This window comes from Empedobacter sp. 225-1 (assembly GCF_030328185.1).
In the GTDB taxonomy this organism is placed as follows: Bacteria; Bacteroidota; Bacteroidia; order Flavobacteriales; family Weeksellaceae; genus Empedobacter; species Empedobacter stercoris.
Genome location: NZ_JACALO010000018.1, coordinates 16,494 through 37,859, shown reverse-complemented (window position 1 = coordinate 37,859; position 21,366 = coordinate 16,494). Strand labels below are relative to the sequence as shown.

Genomic DNA, 21,366 nt, shown 5'->3' with positions numbered 1-21,366 from the left:
TTTTTTTGTTATTAATTTTGCAGAAATTTTTTAAGAAAACAATATGTCTAAAAATCTCGTTATTGTTGAGTCCCCAGCAAAAGCTAAAACCATTCAAGGTTTTTTAGGTGATGATTTTATCGTGGAGTCAAGTTTTGGTCACGTAGTCGATTTACCAAAGAAAGGAATGGGAATCGAAATCGAGAATCATTATAAGCCAATCTACGAAGTAACACCTGATAAAAAGGATGTTGTAAGTAAACTAAAAAAATTGTCTTCTAAAGCCGAAACAATTTGGTTAGCATCCGATGAGGACCGTGAAGGAGAGGCTATTTCTTGGCACTTATATCACGTTCTTGGGTTAGAAAAAAAGGATACAAAACGTATTGTTTTTAATGAGATTACGAAAAAAGCTATCCAACGTGCAGTAGATAATCCACGTGAAATTGATGAGAATTTGGTAGATGCACAACAAGCTCGTCGTGTTTTGGATCGATTAGTTGGTTTTGAGATGTCACCAATTTTATGGAAAAAAATCAAACCAGGTTTATCAGCAGGACGTGTTCAATCGGTTTCTGTTCGATTGATTGTGGAGCGCGAAAAAGAAATTCAAAACTTTGTTCCAGTTTCATCATACAAATTCATCGCAATTTTCGAAACAAATGAAGGAAGAACATTAAAAGCAGTTTTAACAAAAGAATTTTCAACGTTAAAAGAAGCTGAAGATTTCTTAGCAACATGTGTTGGAGCAGATTTTAAAGTAAATGATTTACAGAAAAAACCTGCAAAACGTACGCCTTCAGCACCATTCACAACATCTACATTGCAACAAGAAGCTTCTCGTAAATTAGGTTTTTCTGTTTCGAGAACAATGCGTGTAGCGCAACAGTTGTATGAATCTGGGCATATTACCTATATGAGAACGGATAGTGTGAATTTATCTGATGATGCATTAACTGCAGTTAAAGCAGAGATAGAATCTGCTTACGGGAACAAATATGTTGAGATCAGAAAGTATAAAAATAAAAACTCTTCCGCACAAGAAGCGCACGAGGCAATTCGTCCTACGCATTTCGAAAATCATTCGATAAATGCAGACGATTCGATGCGTAAACTATACGAATTAATTTGGAAACGTACAGTTGCTTCTCAAATGGCAAATGCCGAATTAGAGCGAACAATCATTGATATTGATAACAACAAAAACAACTTTATTTTTCAAGCAAAAGGAGAAGTGATTGTTTTTGATGGTTTCTTAAAAGTCTATCAAGAATCGCATGATGACGAAGATACGGATGATGACAAAGTATTGTTGCCAAGCGTAAAAGTAAATGAGCAATTGAAAGCGGATGAAATTAACGGTACGGAACGATTTTCTCGTCCTGCTGCTCGTTATACAGAAGCATCTTTGGTAAAAAAATTAGAAGAATTAGGAATCGGTCGACCTTCAACTTATGCCCCAACAATCTCTACAATCCAAAATAGAGGTTACGTAGAAGTTGGTGAATTGGATGGACAAGAACGAATATACAATACGTTAACATTAGTTGATAATCAAATCAAAAAAGCACAACAAAAAGAAATTTTTGGTGCAGATCGTCGCAAATTAATCCCAACTGATATTGGAATTGTGGTAAATGATTTCTTGGTAGATTATTTTACAAACGTGTTGGATTATGATTTTACTGCTCGTGTTGAAAATAGTTTTGATGAGATTGCAGAAGGTAAATTGAATTGGACAAAAATGATTGATGAGTTTTATACAAAATTTCATCAAACGGTAGAAGATGTTCAAGAAAATGCAGATCGTGCAACAGGAGAACGAGAGTTGGGAATCGATCCAACTTCAGGTAAAAAAGTACATGCACGTATTGGGCGTTTTGGACCAATGATTCAGATAGGAGAAGCAGAGGATGAGGAAAAACCACGTTTTGCGAGTCTTCAAAAACATCAATCGATTCATAATATTACATTAGAAGAAGCATTAAAATTATTCGAATTACCAAAAACTTTGGGTGAGTATAAAGCGCACGAAGTTGAGGTGAATATTGGACGTTTCGGCCCTTACGTAAAGTTTGATGATAAATACATTTCGATTCCGAAAGAAGAAGATCCAATGGATTTATTATTTGAACGTGCGGTAGAACTAATCGAAGAAAAGTTAAAAGCCGATGCGCCGATTGCACAATACGAAGGATATGATGTAACAAAAGGTAAAGGACGTTTTGGACCATTTATCAAATGGAACGAATGGTTTATCAATGTTCCAAAAAAATACGATTTCGATCATTTATCACAAGCGGATATTATCGAATTGATTGAAGATAAAAAACGCAAAGAATCTGAGCGTGTTGTTCGCGAATGGGCAGAACAAGAAATTCGTTTAGAAAAAGCGCGTTGGGGACGTTTCAATTTAATTCAAGGAAAAATTAAAGTTGAATTACCAAAAGAAACAAATCCAGAAGCGTTGACTTTGGCTGAGGTAGAAAAATTGATAGAAGCAGCTAAACCTGTAAAGAAAACTGCTACAAAGAAAGCTCCAGCTAAAAAAGCAACTGCCAAGAAAACGACAACTAAAAAACCAACGACTAAAAAGTAATGTACAACGACTTTTTAAAACCCGTTTCTGAAGAATTACAAGATTTTGCGAAGTGTTGTAATTCTTTTGCGTTAGGTACATCAATTAAATTTCGTAAAGATGTTCTTGAAACAGCAGAAAATACGAATGATAAAATTGCAATAATTGGTGTGACTGAATCTCGTTCGAAACAAAAAGATTTGATCGAAGACGTAGATTTTAGCTTAATTCGAACTCAATTGTACGAATTACAAATGGGCAATTGGTCGATAGATTTGTACGATTTTGGTGATGTTAATTACTATGAAGATAAACATGAAACCGAGAAAGTTTTTAGAGAAGTAACAAAAGGATTGATCCAAGACGGATTTAGTGTAGTTATTTTGGGAGGAAACCCAAGTTTAGGATACCAGCAATATCGTGCTTATGATGAACTTGTTGATAAAATAAATTATTTAACTATTGATCACAAATTACGTTTAGGCAAAGATGAAGCTCAAACAACGGAGACTAATTATTTAACTAAAATTATTTCGAACGAACCTTTCAATTTATTGGATTATACAAATATTGGTTTTCAGACGTATTTCGTAGCGCAAGAAAAATTGGATTTGTTGGATCAGTTAAATTTTGAAGCTGTTCGTTTAGGAGTTATTTCAGAGAATCTAAAAGAAATAGAACCTTATTCAAGAGATATTCATGCCGCTTTGCTTAATCTTTCAAGTTTGCAAGGTTCAGATTTTTCTTCTTCAAAAAATATGACACCAAATGGTTTTACATCGCGCGAAATTTGTGCCTTAACAAGATATTTAGGCTTCAGCAATAAATTGACTTCTCTTTACGTTTGTGACTATATCGAGAACTATAAAAAACTAGATCATTTGCTTATTGCACAGATGATTTGGTATTTTATTGATGGAAAAAATCATCGCCCAGAGATAAAAAGTTTTGACGATACACAATATTTTGAGAAAATTTTTGTTCCTACAGAAGGATATAATTATATTTTTTATCGAAATACAGTAACTAATCAATTGTGGATTGAAGTTGACAACACAATTGATGGAGAACGAAAATTTGAAATTATTTCGTGTTCAGAAAAAGATTATGAACAGGCCTTGAATGGAGAAATACCAAATAGATGGTGGAAGTATTTCAAAAAATTTTATTAAAAATAAAGAATAATTGTAAAAATCAATTAATAAAATGCCTTAATTTGTAGCCTTATTAATTGAGAACTAAAAGTATAAAACCTGTATAAAAATAAATCTATAGCAGAATGAATAGAATTTTGGTAAGTGCATTGTTGCTATCTCTTTCTTTATCATCATGTAAAATGTTGAAAAACAGAGGGAGTAGTGATAGAAATGATGGACAGATAGTTTCGAAAACCTCTTCAGCCTGGACGCCAGTTCGTCCAAAAGGAATGGTGCCGATTCCGAGTGGATCGTTTGTTTTAGGACAAACAGATTATGATTTTACAAAAACAAATGACGCTCCAGTGAAAACTGTTACTGTTACAGGTTTTTTTATGGATGATACAGAAATTACAAATTCTGAGTATCAGATTTTTGTGAATTATGTAAAAGATTCTATCGCTCGTACCGCTTTAGCAAATAAGGCTGAAGCATTAGGGTTTGACCCAATGAATCCAGGTGCAGATGGTGATGGAATAGGTGCTTTTGCATATGTTTCTGGTTCCGAAGATGGAGAAGGAACACCATATGATGAGTATCTTAAAAATAGTAATACAGGTAGAGATGGATATTCATTGGACGCAAAAAAAATAAACTGGAAACAACGCCTAGAGTGGGATAAATACAAATATCCAGATGTAGATTACGCGGAGGTAATGGAAGGAATGTACTATCCACCAGAAGAACGTATGAATGGAGAGAGACGTATCGATACGCGTAAATTAAATTATTCATATGTAACAGTTGACCAAGCTGCTGCTGCGAAAAAACGTGGAACGTTTCGCGTAGATTTTAGAAAAGAATTTAGTTTAAATATTTATCCAGATACAACAGTTTGGGTAAGAGATTTCAACTACTCGTACAATGATCCAATGCACCAAGATTATTTCTGGCACAAAGCTTATGCAGATTATCCTGTAGTTGGAATTAATTGGAATCAGGCGACTGCTTTCTGTGATTTCCGCACAAGATATCACAATACAGCTTTAAATAATAAGAAGAAAAGAGGAAGCCAAGTGAAGGTAATTAGCTATCGTCTACCAACAGAAATTGAATGGGAATACGCAGCGAAAGGAGGTTTAGAAAACGCTCCATACCCTTGGGGAGGTCCTTACTTAACAGACGATAGAGGTTGTTATTTAGCGAACTTCAAACCAAAACGTGGAGATTATTTAGAAATCAACGACGGAAAGAAAACAGGTTATATGTACACAGCACCAATCAAAACTTTCAAAGCGAATGGATATGGTTTGTATGATATGGCGGGTAACGTAGCTGAATGGACAAGTTCACCTTATAACAGATCTTCTTACACCATGTCTTCAACACTTAATCCTTCAATTACAATGTCAGGAGAAGTAAATAGAAGCGTACGTGGTGGATCTTGGAAAGATGTCGGTTATTTATTAATGACTTCATCAAGAGATTGGGAACACAAAGATTCAGCTAGAAGTTTTATTGGCTTCCGTACAGTTCAATCTTTCCCAGAAGGATCAAAAGTAAATTACAGAAAAACTAAATAACCTATTAAAAAAAAATAAAAAGCATCATATGGCATTACAAGCTTCAAAACAAGAACGTCTTACAAATTTTTTGTATAATTTCTTTGCCGCAGTAGTAATTATCGGGGCATTATGTAAAATTACTCATACAAATTTAGGGCCAATTTCAGCCAATTTAATCTTAACCATTGGATTAGTAGCTGAAGCATTCGTTTTCTTTTATTCAGCATTTTTTGATAAACCTCAAGGTAGCTATGAATGGGAAAAAGCGTATCCAGAATTATTAAGTGGTGAGCCAGTAGAAAGAAAGACAGCTGCAGTTGCAACAGCAGGAAACAACTTAACAGCTGAATTAGATAAAGTTTTAGCTGATGCTAAATTAGACAAAGAAGTGTTTGAAAGATTACGTGGATCATTAGATAAATTTGGATCTGCAGTAAACGAATTAAATACAACGACAACAGCTGTAGCTTCTACAGAACAATACAGCAACGAAATTGCAAAAGCATCTAATAACATTAGCCAATTGAATGCAGTCTATGCTGAGCAAATTTTAAATAGCCAAAAACAAGTAGAATTAAATAAACAATTTATCGAAGAGATGCAAAAATCTTCAGGTAGTTCAGAGCAATTCTTAAAAGAAATGCAAGAGCTTTCTTCGAATATTAATGCATTGAACAAAGTATATGGAGGTATGCTTTCTGCAATGAAAAATAACTAATTCATTGATCCGATAAATTAAACTAATTATTCATTAATTCTATAAATTATTATGGCAGGAGGTAGACTAACCGGACGTCAGAAGATGATTAACCTGATGTATCTCGTGTTCATTGCAATGATGGCTTTGAACGTGGATCGTGAGGTTTTGAGATCGTTCGAAACGATAAATACTTCTTTAGAGTCAACAACGACTTTAACGAAAACAAATAACGATACCTTCTATGATCAAATTGATCTAAAAGTGAAGGATGATTCAACGTACGCAAAAACTCAAGCTCAAGCTGCTGAGGTAAAAAGACAAACAAATGAGTTTGTAGCTTACATTGATGGTTTGAAAAAAGAATTAAAAGGGTCTGATTATGTCTCAGGATCAGAAGAAACTGATTATAATGCTTTATCAAACACGGAACCAGTTGTATCTCTATTTTTTAAAGGAAAAGGAGGTGATTCTGGAAATGAGAAAGCCAAAGAATTCACAGGAAAAGTTGACGCATTCAGAAATTTCTTAATGACTTTTGCAAAACAAAGTCCAGATGCTAAAAATGCTGAAGCTCGTATCAACGAATTTTTTGGAACGAAATCAAAAACTAAAAAACAAACTTGGGTAGAGGAAAAGTTTAATGATCAACCAATGATTGCATCGTTAACAAATTTATCTAAGATGCAAATGGATGCTCGCACAGAAGAAGGTAACTTGGTAAGAGCATTATTATCTGGTAAATTAGAGGAGAAAATTGAATTGGATGCGTTCCAAGGTTTATTCTTATCTCCAGGAGTTGTTAAAGTTGGGGACGAAGCTGTTCTTAATGTTGTCTTAGGAGCTTATGATAATTCGATTAAAGGTTCTGTTTCTACAAGTGTTGGAAACGCAGAAGTAATAGATGGTAAAGCATCAATCAAATTAAATACAGGATCTGTAGGTATGCATCAATTAACTGGTAGCATTACTTATGTATCGAATGGGCAAACTAAAAAGGTTGATATCGCACCTTCAACATATCAAGTTGTTGCGCAAACTTTAGATAAAAAAGCTGCTGAAATCATTGAGAAAGATCCAACAGGAGGTTCTATTGTTGCCGATAATCTACGTGTTGTTTACCGTGGAGTATCCAACCCAATCTCTGCAACAATTAATGGAGCAAATGGACCAGTAAGTTTAAATGCTTCATCAGGTTCTGTTTCTGGAGCAGGAGCTAACAAATGGAATTACACGCCAGGTGGAGGAAGTGAAGTAACATTCACTGCTACAACGAAAGCAAGTTCAGGTAAAACATTATCTGTTCGTGAAACCTTCCGTATCAAACCAGTTCCACCAGCACGTGGTGTTATTTTAGGAAAAACGAGTCCAGCTATTCCAGATAATGGAATTGCAGCACAAACAATTCGTGTAGACTGGCCAGATTTCTTATTCCCAATTTCAGGAGAAGTAACATCATTTAATGTTCGTGTACCAGGTCAAGCTACAGTACGTGTTACAGGAAGTAAAATGTCAGGAGCCGCAGGTGCAATTTCGAAAGCGAAAAAAGGAGATATAATTGGTGTATTCGATATTAAATATCGTACTAATTCTGGTCAAACAGGAGAAGCATCATCAATTGCAATTCAAGTACAATAAACAAAAAAATAAAATTTAGCATATGAAATATCTTTTGTTTGGTTTAATGAGTTTTTTCTCAACCCTTACAATGGCGCAAAATGTTCTTAATGCTGTTTCACCAGAACAGTTGAGAAAAGACCGCGAAAATAGAACAAGAGTTGATGAAGCTGGAGATACTGTAAGTACGGCACAAGATCCAATGAAATATGGCTTTATCGAGGATAAAGATGTTTTATGGTCGAAAGTTGTATGGGAAGTCATTGATTTGAACGAGCGTCTAAATCAACCTTATTATAGATCTGGTGATGAATTAGTACAGAATTCAAAATCATTGTATGATGTTTTAGTTGACGGAGTTCGTACTAAAAAAATTAAAGAAGTATACGATGATGAGTACTTTCAGACTAAAATGAGTTTTGATCAAATCATGGCTCGTAACGAAAAGAAAGATACTCAACAGTATTACTATGATATGATTGCAGCAGGTGAAAATCCTGACGAAGCAGCTATTTTCAATTACAAAGTAAAATCTGATGATATTAAAATGGTGAAAACGAAAGGTCTTTGGTACATTGATCGTCGTTTAGGAGAATTAAAATATCGTTTGTTAGGATTAGCGATCATGGGACCAGATGCACAATCTTTGGGAACTGAATTTGCAGACGGAACGTATGTCGATTTATTTTGGATTTGGTATCCAGATGCACGTAATGTTTTGGTAAATGCAACTGTTTTCAATCCAAGCAACTCTAATTCCGCGATTACTTATGATGAGATGTTAAATGCAAGACGATTTAGTTCTGTTATTTACAAAGCGCAAACCATGTATGGAACGAAGATGATTGAGGATTATATTCCAAATGATTCGAAGGGACAATTAGAAGAACATCATAAAATTAGAAATTCTATTATTCAGGCAGAAGCCGATATGTGGAATTATTAATAAAATGTTATAAAACTAAAGCTCCAATCTCAAGATTGGAGCTTTTTTTATTTAAAATAGTTTAATTCCTCTACAATATTTTTTTCCAGAATTTAGTTATTCCCTAAAACCTAAAACCTAAAACCTAAAACCTAAAACCTAAAACCTAAAACCTAAAACCTAAAACCTAAAACCTAAAATCTAAAATCTAAAACCTAAAACCTAAAATCTAAAATCTAAAATCTAAAATCTAAAATCTAAAATCTAAAATTTAATTCGCATCACCTTTTTCAATTCCATCTCCTATTTTTTCTTCAACTTCTATTTTTTCTTCTTGATCTAACTTCATTTCTCCTGAATCATCATCACTTCTTAAAACGACTTTTAAGCCAATTGGGAAATGATCTGAACCAATATTATCTTCTCTAATCATTTCAATTAATCGAAATTGAGAGCTCAAGAAATAGTGATCTAAAGGCCAACGTAAAAACCAATGATGCGCATGAAAAGTATTGAACATTCCACGACCTCTTCGAGGATCTAAAAGTTGAGATGTCTTCAAAAACAGGCGGGTTGTTCTACTCCACGCAACATCATTTAAATCACCAAATACGATACATGCTTTTCCGTATTCTTTGGCTTGTTTTCCGATCATTAAAATTTCAGCATCTCTTTCAGTACTTTCTTCATTTTCTTGTGGAACAGGTGGTGTAGGATGCAAACCATACAAACGTACAATCTGATTATTATACTCGATGTCAACAATAATTGAAGGGATTTCAGTGCTAATTAAATAATTAATCTCTTGGTTTTTAATGGGTAATTTCGAGTAGAATAATAAACCATAAGTATTGTCTAAAGGAACTTCTATCTTATACTCATAATCATTTGTAGCTTCACGTATTTGATTCATCCATTCATTATTCGTTTCCAGAAGAAACACAATATCGGGATTTCGTTTTTTGATTAATTGAACTAAATTCTGGTATTTTGTATTGTCTTGCAAAACATTGTAGACTAATAAATTTAAAGGTTTTTCATTCGGTTTTAATTCAACTTGATTGATCATTTTTTTTCCAAAAGGCGAATAGGGAAGAATGACCCAAAGCAAATAAATTGCTGAAAAAATAAGACATACGAACAAACTAATCGTAGTCGAATTTTTCTCTACAAAAATGAATAGAAATGAAGTGAGAATAACTAAAATAAGCTTTTGAAAACGTGGGTAATCAAAAACTCTTACCGACCAATGATTATGTTTGAAAAAAGGAATAATTACCGAAATAAGAATAAGGCAAGAAAGAAAAATAAAGAGTATTTGCATAATATGGATGTTTTTTGTATAACAAGATAATAAAAATAGAAACATTATCTACCTTTGTTCTTAAATTTTATCAATTGAACAAAGTAGAGTATATTATCGTAGGACAAGGTGTTGCAGGAAGTTGTATGGCGATGAAATTATTGCAAGAAAATAAATCTTTTGTAGTGATTGACAATCATTTTCATAAAGCATCGGCAATTGCAGCAGGAATATTCAATCCGGTTGTGCTAAAACGTTTTTCAATTGTTTGGAATGCGACAAATCAAATTAATCGTTTGCGCGAAGTTTTTGGTCAGTTTGAAGAATTATTGAACGAAAAATACATCTACAATTTTCCAGTTTATCGTGTTTTTAATGATGAACAAGAGAAAAAAACATGGCTAAAAAAAGCAATGACTCATCCAGATTTAGTTGATTATTTAGCGACAGACACAGAGCAATTGAATGATTTTTCAGCAATCAATAACCCTATAGGTTCGGGAGAAGTTTTGCACACTGGTCGAGTTGATTTGACTAATCTTTTGAATGATTTCAAAAATTATTTGATTGAACAAAATCAATATATTGATGAAGAATTTGACTTTGAATCCTTGATTATGCACGATAATCACACGAACTATAAAAACATTGAAGCAAATAAGATTATTTTTGCCGAAGGTTACAATGTTTTAAATAATCCATATTTCAAAAATCTACCCGTTATTGGTGTGAAAGGAGAAGTGTTGAAAATAGAAACAAAAGCCACACTGCCTGAAGCTGTAGTAAAAGGAAAAGAATTTTTGATGCCTTTAGAAAATAATCAATATTTTGTTGGTGCAACCTACGATCGTGATCATGTCAATTACGAAAATACAGCAGAAGCCAAACAATATTTGGTGGATGGGGTTCAGAATTTTTTCAAAGAAGATTTTGAAGTTGTGGCACAGCACGCATCCATCCGACCAACAGTAGTCGATCGTCGCCCAATTATTGGTGCGCATCCAATATATCAGCAATTGATTTGTTTAAATGGAATGGGAACGCGTGGAACGATGCTGGCGCCAGTCATGGTCGATGAATTGTATGATTTTTTAGAGAACAATCAAACTATCGATAAAGAAGCCGATATTAAACGTTTTTATGATCGATTTTAAATTTTCTTCTGATGAACAACTTTAACATTAAAATATTCGTACTTCAACTCGTTGCAAGTATTTTGTTATTCTTAGGAATTCAACAATTTTATGTCTTGGCAGAATTAGATTTGATTGAATTAATTCATTCGATGGGAAAAGATAATTTTGCTTTTTTGGTACGTAAAAGTGATGAGTTTGGAATTAGTGAAAAGCTAAAACATTTGGCGATAATGAAATCGATTTTGAGTTTCGTAGGAATAGTTTTAGGTTATATTGTAGCATCTATTATTAACCATAAACGTAATTACGATTGGAAAATTTCAGTTGTAATTGTAGCAGTGTGTTTCTTTGTTTTTCAATTCAAATTAATACATCTTCCAATCAATTTTATTCAAACAAATAATTTGGCAATTGCCTATTTTGTGCCTGCTACAATTTCTGTTGTTATTAGTTTTCTGTTGTATTTTTTTAGTTATCGTATAAAACCTTAAACTTCATTGTATTCAACTATCAAAAAACATTGTATTTTTGCAAAATGTTATTAGTACAAAATTTAGGAGTTTATTTTGCGGGTAGATATTTATTCGAAAACGTTTCGTTCCGCATCAACAAAGGAAATCGTGTTGGTTTAGTAGGTAAAAATGGGGCTGGAAAATCGACGTTACTTAAAATTTTAGCCAAAAGTCAACAGGCTTCAGAAGGAGAAGTTGTCTACGAAGGAGACGTAACAATCGGGTATTTATCGCAAGATATTGATTTTGTACAAGGAAGAACTGTTTGGCAAGAAGCTGATTCTGCTTTCGAACAATTGGTTGAAATACAGAATCGTATTGATTTTGTCAACAAAGAATTAGCCGAAAGAACAGATTACGAATCGGACGAATACGGAAAGTTAATCGAAGATATTTCGCATTTAACAGAACGTTTCGGGCTTTTAGGTGGTTACACAAAAGACGCTGAAATTGAACAAATTTTAATTGGTTTAGGTTTCAAAAGTTCAGATTTTCATCGCTCAACAGAAGAGTTTTCTGGTGGATGGAGAATGCGCATTGAATTAGCAAAGCTATTGTTGCAAAAACATGATGTGATGCTTTTAGATGAGCCTACAAACCACTTGGATATCGATTCGATTATCTGGCTAGAAGATTTCTTGAAAGATTATCCTGGTGCAGTTGTATTGGTTTCGCACGACCGTCAATTTTTGGATAATGTAACCAACCGTACGATTGAAATTGCGAATCGTCACATCTCCGATTTTAAAGCAAATTATACACGTTATTTAGAATTGCGTGAAGATCGCCGCGAAAAATTAGAACAAGCGCAAAAAAATCAGGAACAGATGATTAAGCATACGGAAGATTTGATTTCGAAATTCCGTGCAAAAGCCAACAAAGCTTCGATGGCACAATCATTAATCAAAAAATTAGACAAAATAGATCGCATCGAAATTGAAAATGATGATGTAACCAAAATGAATATCCGATTTGTGGATGCAGTTCAACCAGGAAAAATTATTTTCGAATTAGATGATGTTGGTGTTGCATTTGGTGATCATCAAGTTTTTGATCATGTTTCATTTTATGTTAATCGTGGTGAAAAAGTAGCTTTTGTAGGACAAAACGGTCAAGGGAAAACAACTTTATCTCGTGCAATTATCAATGAACAACCTTATACAGGAAGAATTAAACATGGTCATAATGTTGAGATTGGTTATTTTGCTCAAAATCAAGCACATGTTCTAAATGATAAATTAACCGTTTTAGAAGAGGCAGAAAATTCTGCAACAGAAGAAACACGTAAACATGTTCGCGATTATTTAGGAGCTTTTATGTTTGGAGGCGAAGCGGTAGAGAAAAAAGTTTCGGTACTTTCGGGAGGCGAGCGAAATCGTTTGGCTTTATGTAAATTATTGTTGCGTCCATTTAATGTTTTAATTATGGATGAGCCGACGAACCACTTGGATATAGTATCGAAAGAATTGTTGAAAAAAGCTTTACAAAAATATACAGGAACATTAATCTTAGTTTCGCACGACCGCGAATTTTTAGAAGGGTTAGTAAACAAAGTGTTTGATTTCCGTAATGGTCAAGTCAAAGAATATCTTTCTGGAATTGATGATTATTTAGCGCAAATTAAAGCGGGTAATTTCCGTGAAGTCGAGAAAGGAAATTCTTTAGCTGCACCAAAAGAAGAAAAGCCAATTGAGGTTAAAATAGAGCAAGCTAAACGTGTTTTATCGTTTGAAGAAGAGAAGGAGCAGAAACGCCTAAAAAATAAATTGTCTCGTATAGAAACAGAGATATCAGATTTGGAAACGAAGATTGCGGATTTAGAAAATAAATTACACGCAGGTTCTCAAACCCAACAAGAATTGGATAAATATGCAAATTTGAAAAATGATTTAGATAAGAAAATGTTAGAATGGGAAGAAATATCTGAGCAAATTTTCTAAAATTATATCGTTCAAAAATATTATTTTATTAAAGTGCTGCAGTTTTGCAGCACTTTTTTTGTACATTCTATTTTAGAATAAGACAAAATGCATAAACAATCTTTTGCTGCAATTACATCAGAACAACCAAAAACATTAATTCTTGGCTCTTTACCTGGGGATTTATCGTTAGAAGTCAATCAATATTATGGGCATCCGCGTAATAGATTTTGGAAAATGATGTTTGAGATTTTCAAGACAGAATTTTCAGAAGATTATGAAATAAGAAATCAACTTATTTTACAAAATAAGTTAGCGCTTTGGGATGTTGCGCATTCTGCTGAACGAAAAGGAAGCATGGATGTGGATATGAGAAATGTTTCGCCAAATCAAATTGATGAATTTTTGAATGAACATCCTACAATCGAGAAAATAATTTTCAATGGAAAGAATGCGTATCAATTATTTTGGAAATATTTTGAAAAAAAAACATTCATAGAGTATATTTCTGTGCCAAGTACAAGTCCTGCAAATGCCCAATTTTCTTACGAACGATTGATTGAAATCTGGAAAAAAGCAATTATTTAGGATAATCTTTTCATGTTCAAAATAATTAATCAAAGAAAAATAAAATTATTTTTTAGCTTAAAAATTTTATGATGAGAAACTTAGCTTTATATGTAAAATAATTATAAAAAAATGTTTCCTAAAAGTTTTGTAATTAAAAAAGCTGTTCTATATTTGCACTCACAATCGCGGGAATAGCTCAATTGGTAGAGCGTCAGCCTTCCAAGCTGAATGTTGCGAGTTCGAGTCTCGTTTCCCGCTCTGACTTCTTTCTTAGAAGTGGATGCCTTGGTGGTGGAATTGGTAGACACGCAGGACTTAAAATCCTGTGTCCATTAGGACGTGCGGGTTCAAGTCCCGCCTGAGGTACAAAAAAGCTCAAGAATTTATTTTCTTGGGCTTTTTTTGTATATCTTTATTTTTATAAATTAATTTGTATGACTCTAATAAAAGAAATACAACAAAGTTTTGAAGATTCTGAAGTAGATAAAGCATATTATTTATTAAATAACATAGATTTCTCTAAGCTTTCCAATGAAAAACGTATTATTCAAAGTTCTTTAATTCAACTTTCTCAAGGAAAAATTGATTCTTTGTATATGTTTCTTAAATTAATTTATAAGAAAGAGAAGGATATTATTCAAGCAGCTGTATTTTCAAATAAAAATATTCATTGTATTGATGATATTAAGATTGATGAAGATAAATACATAAAATGGATACCTTTAGAAAAGGATATTAAGTCTATTAATATTGATAATTTATTAGTGAAAACTTATAGCTTTTGGGAATCACTTTCTACTGAATGTGTTTTTGAGTGTTGTGGAATAAGTGCTTGTGATTTTACTTCCGATACAATAAGTAAAACTGTTAAATCTTTCGATGTTGAAGAACTTTTAATAAATTTTAATGATCTAATTATAGAAATAGAATCATTTCAAAATAATGAAATTTATAGTAATTATCTAAATCAATATTTTAATAAAGATGTGTTTTTAGAACTAGTTCAGCATATTAAATTTCAGATAGAATTAAATCTTCAATAAAAAAACCATCTAAATTGCTTTAGATGGTTTTGAATTTATGTTAAGAACAATTTTAACCGTTCATAGAAATTAAAAACTCTTCGTTGCTACGAGTGTTTTTAATTCGTTGATGTAAGAAATCCATTGCTTCAACAGGATTCATATCTGCTAGCATATTTCTTAAAACCCACATGCGTTGTTGAGTTTTATCGTCTAATAATAAATCATCTTTACGCGTAGAAGAACTTACTAAATCAATCGCAGGGAAAATACGTTTGTTCGAAATCTTACGATCCAATTGTAATTCCATGTTACCAGTTCCTTTAAATTCTTCGAAAATAACTTCATCCATTTTAGAACCTGTATCAATCAATGCAGTTGCGATAATTGTAAGAGAACCTCCATTCTCGATATTACGTGCAGCTCCAAAGAAACGTTTTGGCTTGTGTAATGCATTTGCATCAACACCACCAGATAAAACTTTACCAGATGCAGGAGAAACCGTATTGTAAGCACGAGCAAGGCGCGTAATAGAATCTAATAAAATCACTACATCATGTCCGCATTCTACCATACGTTTAGCTTTTTCTAAAACGATATTTGCAACTTTTACGTGACGATTTGCTTCTTCATCAAACGTAGAAGCAATTACTTCTCCGTTTACAGAGCGTTTCATATCTGTTACCTCTTCTGGGCGTTCGTCTATTAATAAAACAATCAAATATACCTCTGGATGATTCTGTGCTATTCCGTTCGCAATATCTTTTAATAAGGTAGTTTTACCAGTTTTTGGTGGTGCTACAATCATCCCACGTTGACCTTTACCAATTGGTGTAAATAAATCAATTACGCGATTTGATAACGATTTTGAATTACTAAGATTGAATTTCTCGTTAGGGAAAAGTGGAGTTAAATGCTCAAAAGCGATACGATCTCGTACATAATCGGGCGTTCGTCCGTTAATTTCTTTGATTTTAATTAAAGGAAAATATTTTTCACCTTCCTTTGGAGGGCGAACTTCTCCTGTAATTGTATCTCCCGTTTTTAATCCAAATAATCTAATTTGAGATTGAGAAACATAAACATCATCAGGAGATGATAAATAATTGAAATCTGACGAACGTAAAAAACCATAATTGTTATCTGGTAAAATCTCTAAAACACCTTCTGTTTGGATAATTCCATCAAATTCATAATTCGCAGCGCGGTATTTATTTTTTTGATTTTGTTGGTTGGGGTGATTGTTTTGTTGAGACGGTTCGTTTTGATTACGTTGATCAGATGGATTGTTTCTCTTCTGATTGTTATTTTTTTTCAGGTCTTGGCTTTTGTTCGCTCGTTCCTGAAATTTATTAACACGAGGATTTTTCTCCTCATTTTTGTCTATTTCTTCTGAAGTATTATCCATCTTTTCGATTTTGACTTCTTCTTGAATAGTCTCTTTTTGATGAGTTTCTACTTCTGGATTTTGAACTCTTTTACGTTTCGGTTTCTTCTCTTCAACAAGAAGATTTTCGGTTTTCTCTTGTGCTTTTTCTTTTACAGCAGGTTTCGTTTCTGCTTTTGTTTTAACACTTTCCTCAACTTTTGGTTGAGTATTAATAAAAGCTAAGACAGTATCTAACAGCTCGCCTTTTTTTAATTTTTTATACCCATCGATTTTTAATTGCTCTGCAACTTGTTGTAAATCTGGTAATTTGAATGATTTTAATTTTTCGATATCAAACATAATCCTATAATGAAGGTATTAATGTGTTTATATTTTTTTTTATTCAATAAAGTAATTGGGAATCATAACAATAGAATTGTTACAAAGCGAATAAATTTGAGATTTATTAATGCAATAGTACGAATAATTATAAAAACTCAAAAAGTTTTTTTACATTTGTATTCGAAATTTAAGAAATGATTCAAAGAAAGCAAAGTATATATTTATTCTTAAGTGGAATAATTTCGAGTATATTCGCCATGAATTTTGATAAACTATTTGATATTCCATTACAATGGTTGCAAAATCCAGAGAAAGGAGATTACATTTTTTCATTAGCCTTTTTCTCATCAGCTTTAATTTCGTTTTTAACCATTATGTTTTTTAAAAAACGAAGCTTACAGATTAGCTTGGGATGGTTAAATATTATTTTGAATGTTTTATTAATTGGTTCTTTTGTTTACTGTCTATTAACATTACCTGGAGAAGGAAATTCTGAGAAAGGTATTTGGGCATTAGTTCCTTTAGCTTCGATTGTGCTTCTGTCAATTGCCAATCGTTTGATTAAGAAGGATGATGATCTTGTAAAATCAGTAGATAGATTCAGATAGACCAAAAACTTTTTATATTATGAGTGTCTAAAAGCAGTTTCAACGTGTTGAAACTGCTTTTTTCGTTTCTATTAATTACATTTTAATATAAAATAAAGAAGAATTTTACTTTTTTATTTTATTGACTGTTTAAAACAGGGGTGTCGAAGTGTTATATTATATTAATTTTCAATTAACCCCTAAAAAATAGGGGGTAGTTTTATTTTGTGTTTATTTTTTATTTATTTTTGTACCATAAAACAACATAAATTATTTCTTTATGACATCATTTCGTTTTGAAGCTTTAAAAGCCGCAAGTAATCGTAAGCCGGTTAGCGTTCCTGATTTAGGTAAAAAATCAGATATTTTTGCAAGTAATGTATTTAATGACAAAGTAATGCGTCAGCATTTAACTTCGGAAGCATACAAAGCAGTACGTTCTGCAATGGATTATGGTACTAAAATTGACCGTAAAATGGCAGACTTTGTAGCTTTAGGTATGAAAGAATGGGCGATGAGTAAAGGAGTTACGCATTATACACATTGGTTTCAGCCTCTGACAGGAACTACAGCAGAAAAACATGATGCGTTTTTTGAAACCTCATTTGATGGAGCAGATCCAGTAGAAAAATTTAGTGGATCATTATTGGTTCAACAAGAGCCAGACGCATCTTCTTTTCCGAATGGAGGAATCAGAAATACCTTCGAAGCACGCGGGTATACAGCTTGGGATCCTACTTCTCCTGCATTTATTTTTGGAACAACATTGTGTATTCCTACCGTTTTTGTTTCGTATACAGGTGAAGCTTTAGATAATAAAGCCCCATTGTTAAGAGCACTTTTGTCTATAGATGAAGCGGCTACAGAGGTGGCGAAATTTTTTGATAAAAATGTAAAGAAAGTTACACCAACTTTGGGTTGGGAACAAGAATATTTCTTAATTGACGATGCTTTAGCAGCTTCTCGTCCTGATATTTTACAAACTGGTAGAACATTGTTAGGTCATGTTTCGGCAAAAGGACAGCAATTAGAGGATCATTACTTCGGATCGATTCCTACTCGCGTGTTGAATTATATGCGCGATTTAGAGAACGAATGTATGTTGTTAGGAATTCCTGTCAAAACACGTCATAATGAAGTTGCTCCAAATCAATTTGAATTAGCGCCAATTTTTGAAGAAACAAATTTAGCGGTTGACCACAATTCATTATTAATGGATGTCATGCAAAAAGTAGCAGAGCGTCATCATTTTAAAGTGTTATTTCACGAAAAACCGTTCAAAGGTGTTAATGGATCTGGAAAACACAATAACTGGTCGTTGGCAACTGATACAGGAGTGAATTTATTAGCGCCAGGCAAAACGCCAAATAGTAATTTACAGTTCTTGACATTTTTTATTAATACAATAAAAGCGGTTTCAATTTATGAAGAATTATTACGTGCATCTATTGCATCAGCTTCTAATGATCATCGTTTAGGTGCAAATGAAGCGCCTCCTGCTATTATTTCAATTTTTATTGGTCAGCAATTGACAAAAGTATTGGAAGAATTAGAAGGTGTTTCGACAGGGAAGTTATCTCCAGAAGAAAAAACGGATCTAAAATTAAATGTCGTTGGGAAAATTCCAGATGTATTATTAGATAATACAGATCGTAATCGAACTTCTCCATTTGCATTTACAGGAAATAAATTCGAGTTTCGTGCGGTTGGTTCTACAGCAAACTGTGCAAACGCAATGACAACTTTGAATGCTATTGTTGCCAAACAATTGATGGATTTTAGAAAAGAAGTTGATACGTTGATTGAAAGCGGTTTGAAAAAAGATGAAGCAATTTTTAACGTTTTACGCGAATACATCAAAGAAACCAAACATATTCTTTTTGAAGGTGATGGATACAGTAAAGAATGGGAAGAAGAAGCGGTTCGTCGTGGATTATCAAATCATAAAACAACTCCAGCAGCTTTAAAAGCAAAAATTTCTCAAAAATCGTTGGATTTATTTGCGGAAGTAAATGTGATGAATCATACAGAAGTTGAGGCTCGTTACGAAATCGAATTAGAGGATTATATCAAGAAAATTCAGATAGAGGGACGTGTTTTAGGTGATATAGTAAGAAATCATATTATCCCAACTGTTTTTAAATATCAAAACTTGTTAATCAAAAATATTAAAGGATTCAAAGATATATTCGGAGACGACTATGAACAATATGCTGGAGAGCAATTAATTATTTTGAAGAAAATTTCGATGCACGTTAACGAATTAAATGCAAAATTACACTTGATGATGGATGCACGTAAGGAGGCAAATGTGGTGGAGTCTTTAGAAGAAAAAGCTCACGCTTATTGTGATAAAGTAAAACCTTATTATGACGAAATTCGTTACCATGCAGATAAGTTAGAGTTGATGGTGGATAACGAATATTGGGTTTTAACAAAATATAGAGAGTTATTGTTTACCCGATAATATTTTTAATGATATAATACAAAGCCGATGATTTTTCATCGGTTTTTTTGTTTAAACAAGTGATATATGTCATTTATTTTGAATTGTTATAAATTAAGCGTTTTGATAAGGCAATATTGTGTTTTATATTTTTTTTTCTATAAGTTTATAGTAACATTAATATTAATTAACACTTAAAATGAATTTTTTATGAAAAAAATTTTATGTTCTTTATTGACTTTATCGTCTCTTGCAACGCTATCAGCACAAATTTTTGAAGAAAATTTTGATGGGAATGGACCAGGTATTAGCGCATGGACAGTTATAGATAATGATAAGAATAAGCCTGCGTCTGCAGTGAATTTCATAACAAATGGATGGAATTCTATTGATCGACAAGGAAATAATGGAAATTATGGTGGACCTATGGGAAACTTTGCAGCAATGAGTACTTCATGGTACAGTCCAACAGGAACATCAGACGATTGGTTGATTTCACCAGTTATTGATCTTAAAGATGCTAAAGATCCTGTTTTAGAATGGAAAGCTAAAGCGCAAGACCCAGATTTTTCTGACGGTTATAAAGTCATGATTTCTACAGGAGGTAATGCAATAGCTGATTTTAAAACTGAAATATTAAGCGTGTCAGCTGAAGATAGTGATTGGAAAAAAAGAACTTTCAATTTAAAAGACTATGCAGGACAGCAAGTAAGAATAGCATTTGTTAATAACTCTACTGATATGTTTATGTTATTAATTGATGATATAAAGGTGACAGAATCTTCAGGAGGAGGTGATCCAGATCCAACAAGTGATGTTATTTGGTCAGATAATTTTGACGATGTAGATATTTCTGATTGGAAGTTATCAGATAAAGATGGAGACAAATTTAATTGGACAGCTGTTCAATCAACAGATGCATCAGGTAACCCTGTTGGCAGTCCATTAATTACTTCGGCATCTTATATTAATGATTATGGTCCTTTAACTCCAGATAACTGGATAACATCTCCAGAAATTGATTTAACAAATGTAGACGGTAAAGCAACTTTGAAATATGGAGTTTTTGCTTCTGATCCATTGTATAACAAAGAGAATTATGCCGTTTATATTTCTACAACTAACGATACTTCTAATGAATCAGATTTCAAACAGGTGTTTACCGAAAAAGACTTGCCTGGTACAGAAACTGAAAGATCAGTAGATTTAACAGAATTTGTAGGACAAAAAATCTATATTACATTCAGACACTTTAATGTATCAGATATGTACAGAATCAATATTGATAATGTATCCGTTGAAGGAAAATTGAAAACATTAGGAACATCAACTGTTAAATCAGATAAAGCTGTTAGTGTGTATCCAAATCCAGTTCAAGATTCATTCAAAGTAAACTTAGACTCAAATGCAGATAAATCTAAAGTAACTTTAGAATTATTTAATCTAAATGGAGCTAAAGTTAAAACATTTAAACACGCAGATTCTTACGATATTTCATCTTTACCAAAAGGAGTTTATATTTTAGAAATTAATAATGGCACAAGCAAAGTTGTGAAAAAATTAGTTAAAAAATAATTTTTAACTAAGATTAGAATACAAAACCGATGATTTTTCATCGGTTTTTTTTATTCAAATTTTCTGAATCACTTGAGTTATTGTATCT

The 21,366-nt window shown here is 32.8% G+C and carries 16 protein-coding genes and 2 tRNA genes; 16 read left to right on the top strand and 2 right to left on the bottom strand.

From position 1 onward, the window contains the following. Positions 1-43: 43 nt before the first annotated feature. The 6 genes from topA (at position 44) to porN (ending at position 8,518) form a co-directional block, all read left to right on the top strand. Positions 44-2,578 (top strand): type I DNA topoisomerase, encoded by a 2,535-nt coding sequence (gene topA, locus HX088_RS07050; protein ID WP_284584119.1) that lies wholly within the window; start codon positions 44-46, stop codon positions 2,576-2,578. After that, a complete protein-coding gene (locus tag HX088_RS07045; protein ID WP_286483770.1) occupies positions 2,578-3,729 on the top strand; it encodes an arginase family protein in 1,152 nt (383 codons plus the stop codon). Before topA ends, HX088_RS07045 begins: the two co-directional genes overlap by 1 nt. Before the next feature lie 107 nt (positions 3,730-3,836). Beyond that, a complete protein-coding gene (gene porK / locus HX088_RS07040) occupies positions 3,837-5,276 on the top strand; it encodes a T9SS ring complex lipoprotein PorK/GldK (protein WP_286483769.1) in 1,440 nt (479 codons plus the stop codon). A gap of 28 nt (positions 5,277-5,304) precedes the next feature. Then, positions 5,305-5,976, top strand: coding sequence for a type IX secretion system motor protein PorL/GldL (gene porL / locus HX088_RS07035; RefSeq protein WP_286483768.1), 672 nt, complete (start codon positions 5,305-5,307; stop codon positions 5,974-5,976). Positions 5,977-6,027: 51 nt separating this feature from the next. Then, complete coding sequence (porM, locus tag HX088_RS07030; protein WP_286483767.1) at positions 6,028-7,593, top strand: type IX secretion system motor protein PorM/GldM; 1,566 nt, start codon at positions 6,028-6,030, stop codon at positions 7,591-7,593. A 22-nt stretch (positions 7,594-7,615) separates the two neighbouring features. Then, complete coding sequence (porN, locus tag HX088_RS07025; protein ID WP_225532497.1) at positions 7,616-8,518, top strand: type IX secretion system ring subunit PorN/GldN; 903 nt, start codon at positions 7,616-7,618, stop codon at positions 8,516-8,518. Positions 8,519-8,768: 250 nt separating this feature from the next. Here the strand turns inward: porN and HX088_RS07020 are convergent, their stop codons facing one another. Continuing rightward, positions 8,769-9,566 carry an endonuclease/exonuclease/phosphatase family protein gene (locus tag HX088_RS07020; RefSeq protein WP_225532496.1) on the bottom strand — a complete coding sequence of 266 codons (798 nt, stop codon included), beginning with the start codon at positions 9,564-9,566 and terminating at the stop codon, positions 8,769-8,771. 329 nt (positions 9,567-9,895) lie between these two features. Here HX088_RS07020 and HX088_RS07015 point away from each other — a divergent pair, with 329 nt between their 5' ends. From HX088_RS07015 to HX088_RS06985, 7 genes are all read left to right on the top strand, one after another. Further along, positions 9,896-10,954: an NAD(P)/FAD-dependent oxidoreductase gene (locus HX088_RS07015; protein ID WP_286483766.1), complete on the top strand. Its 1,059-nt coding sequence runs from the start codon at positions 9,896-9,898 to the stop codon at positions 10,952-10,954. An 11-nt stretch (positions 10,955-10,965) separates the two neighbouring features. After that, a complete protein-coding gene (locus tag HX088_RS07010) occupies positions 10,966-11,427 on the top strand; it encodes a hypothetical protein (RefSeq protein WP_286483764.1) in 462 nt (153 codons plus the stop codon). Between the two features lie 44 nt (positions 11,428-11,471). Beyond that, on the top strand, positions 11,472-13,388 hold the full coding sequence (locus tag HX088_RS07005; protein WP_286483763.1) for an ABC-F family ATP-binding cassette domain-containing protein: 1,917 nt from the start codon (positions 11,472-11,474) through the stop codon (positions 13,386-13,388). Positions 13,389-13,475: 87 nt separating this feature from the next. Continuing rightward, the gene (locus HX088_RS07000; RefSeq protein WP_286483762.1) at positions 13,476-13,955 is read left to right on the top strand and encodes a DNA-deoxyinosine glycosylase; all 480 of its coding nucleotides are present in this window, start codon (positions 13,476-13,478) and stop codon (positions 13,953-13,955) included. A gap of 167 nt (positions 13,956-14,122) precedes the next feature. Continuing rightward, positions 14,123-14,195: transfer RNA gene (locus HX088_RS06995), tRNA-Gly, on the top strand. Positions 14,196-14,219: 24 nt separating this feature from the next. After that, positions 14,220-14,303 (top strand) — tRNA-Leu (locus HX088_RS06990). A 68-nt stretch (positions 14,304-14,371) separates the two neighbouring features. Then, positions 14,372-14,980, top strand: a complete 609-nt coding sequence (locus tag HX088_RS06985; protein WP_286483761.1) for a DUF6331 family protein — start codon at positions 14,372-14,374, stop codon at positions 14,978-14,980. 52 nt (positions 14,981-15,032) lie between these two features. Here the strand turns inward: HX088_RS06985 and rho are convergent, their stop codons facing one another. Beyond that, positions 15,033-16,688 (bottom strand): transcription termination factor Rho, encoded by a 1,656-nt coding sequence (rho, locus tag HX088_RS06980; protein ID WP_286483760.1) that lies wholly within the window; start codon positions 16,686-16,688, stop codon positions 15,033-15,035. Positions 16,689-16,864: 176 nt separating this feature from the next. On the opposite strand from rho, the gene HX088_RS06975 reads away from it, so the two are divergent. The 3 genes from HX088_RS06975 (at position 16,865) to HX088_RS06965 (ending at position 21,278) form a co-directional block, all read left to right on the top strand. Then, positions 16,865-17,278 carry a DUF4293 domain-containing protein gene (locus HX088_RS06975; protein ID WP_171623190.1) on the top strand — a complete coding sequence of 138 codons (414 nt, stop codon included), beginning with the start codon at positions 16,865-16,867 and terminating at the stop codon, positions 17,276-17,278. Between the two features lie 259 nt (positions 17,279-17,537). Next, on the top strand, positions 17,538-19,724 hold the full coding sequence (locus HX088_RS06970; RefSeq protein ID WP_188319654.1) for a glutamine synthetase III family protein: 2,187 nt from the start codon (positions 17,538-17,540) through the stop codon (positions 19,722-19,724). A gap of 189 nt (positions 19,725-19,913) precedes the next feature. Then, positions 19,914-21,278: a T9SS-dependent choice-of-anchor J family protein gene (locus HX088_RS06965; RefSeq protein WP_260544340.1), complete on the top strand. Its 1,365-nt coding sequence runs from the start codon at positions 19,914-19,916 to the stop codon at positions 21,276-21,278. Positions 21,279-21,366 lie beyond the last annotated feature (88 nt).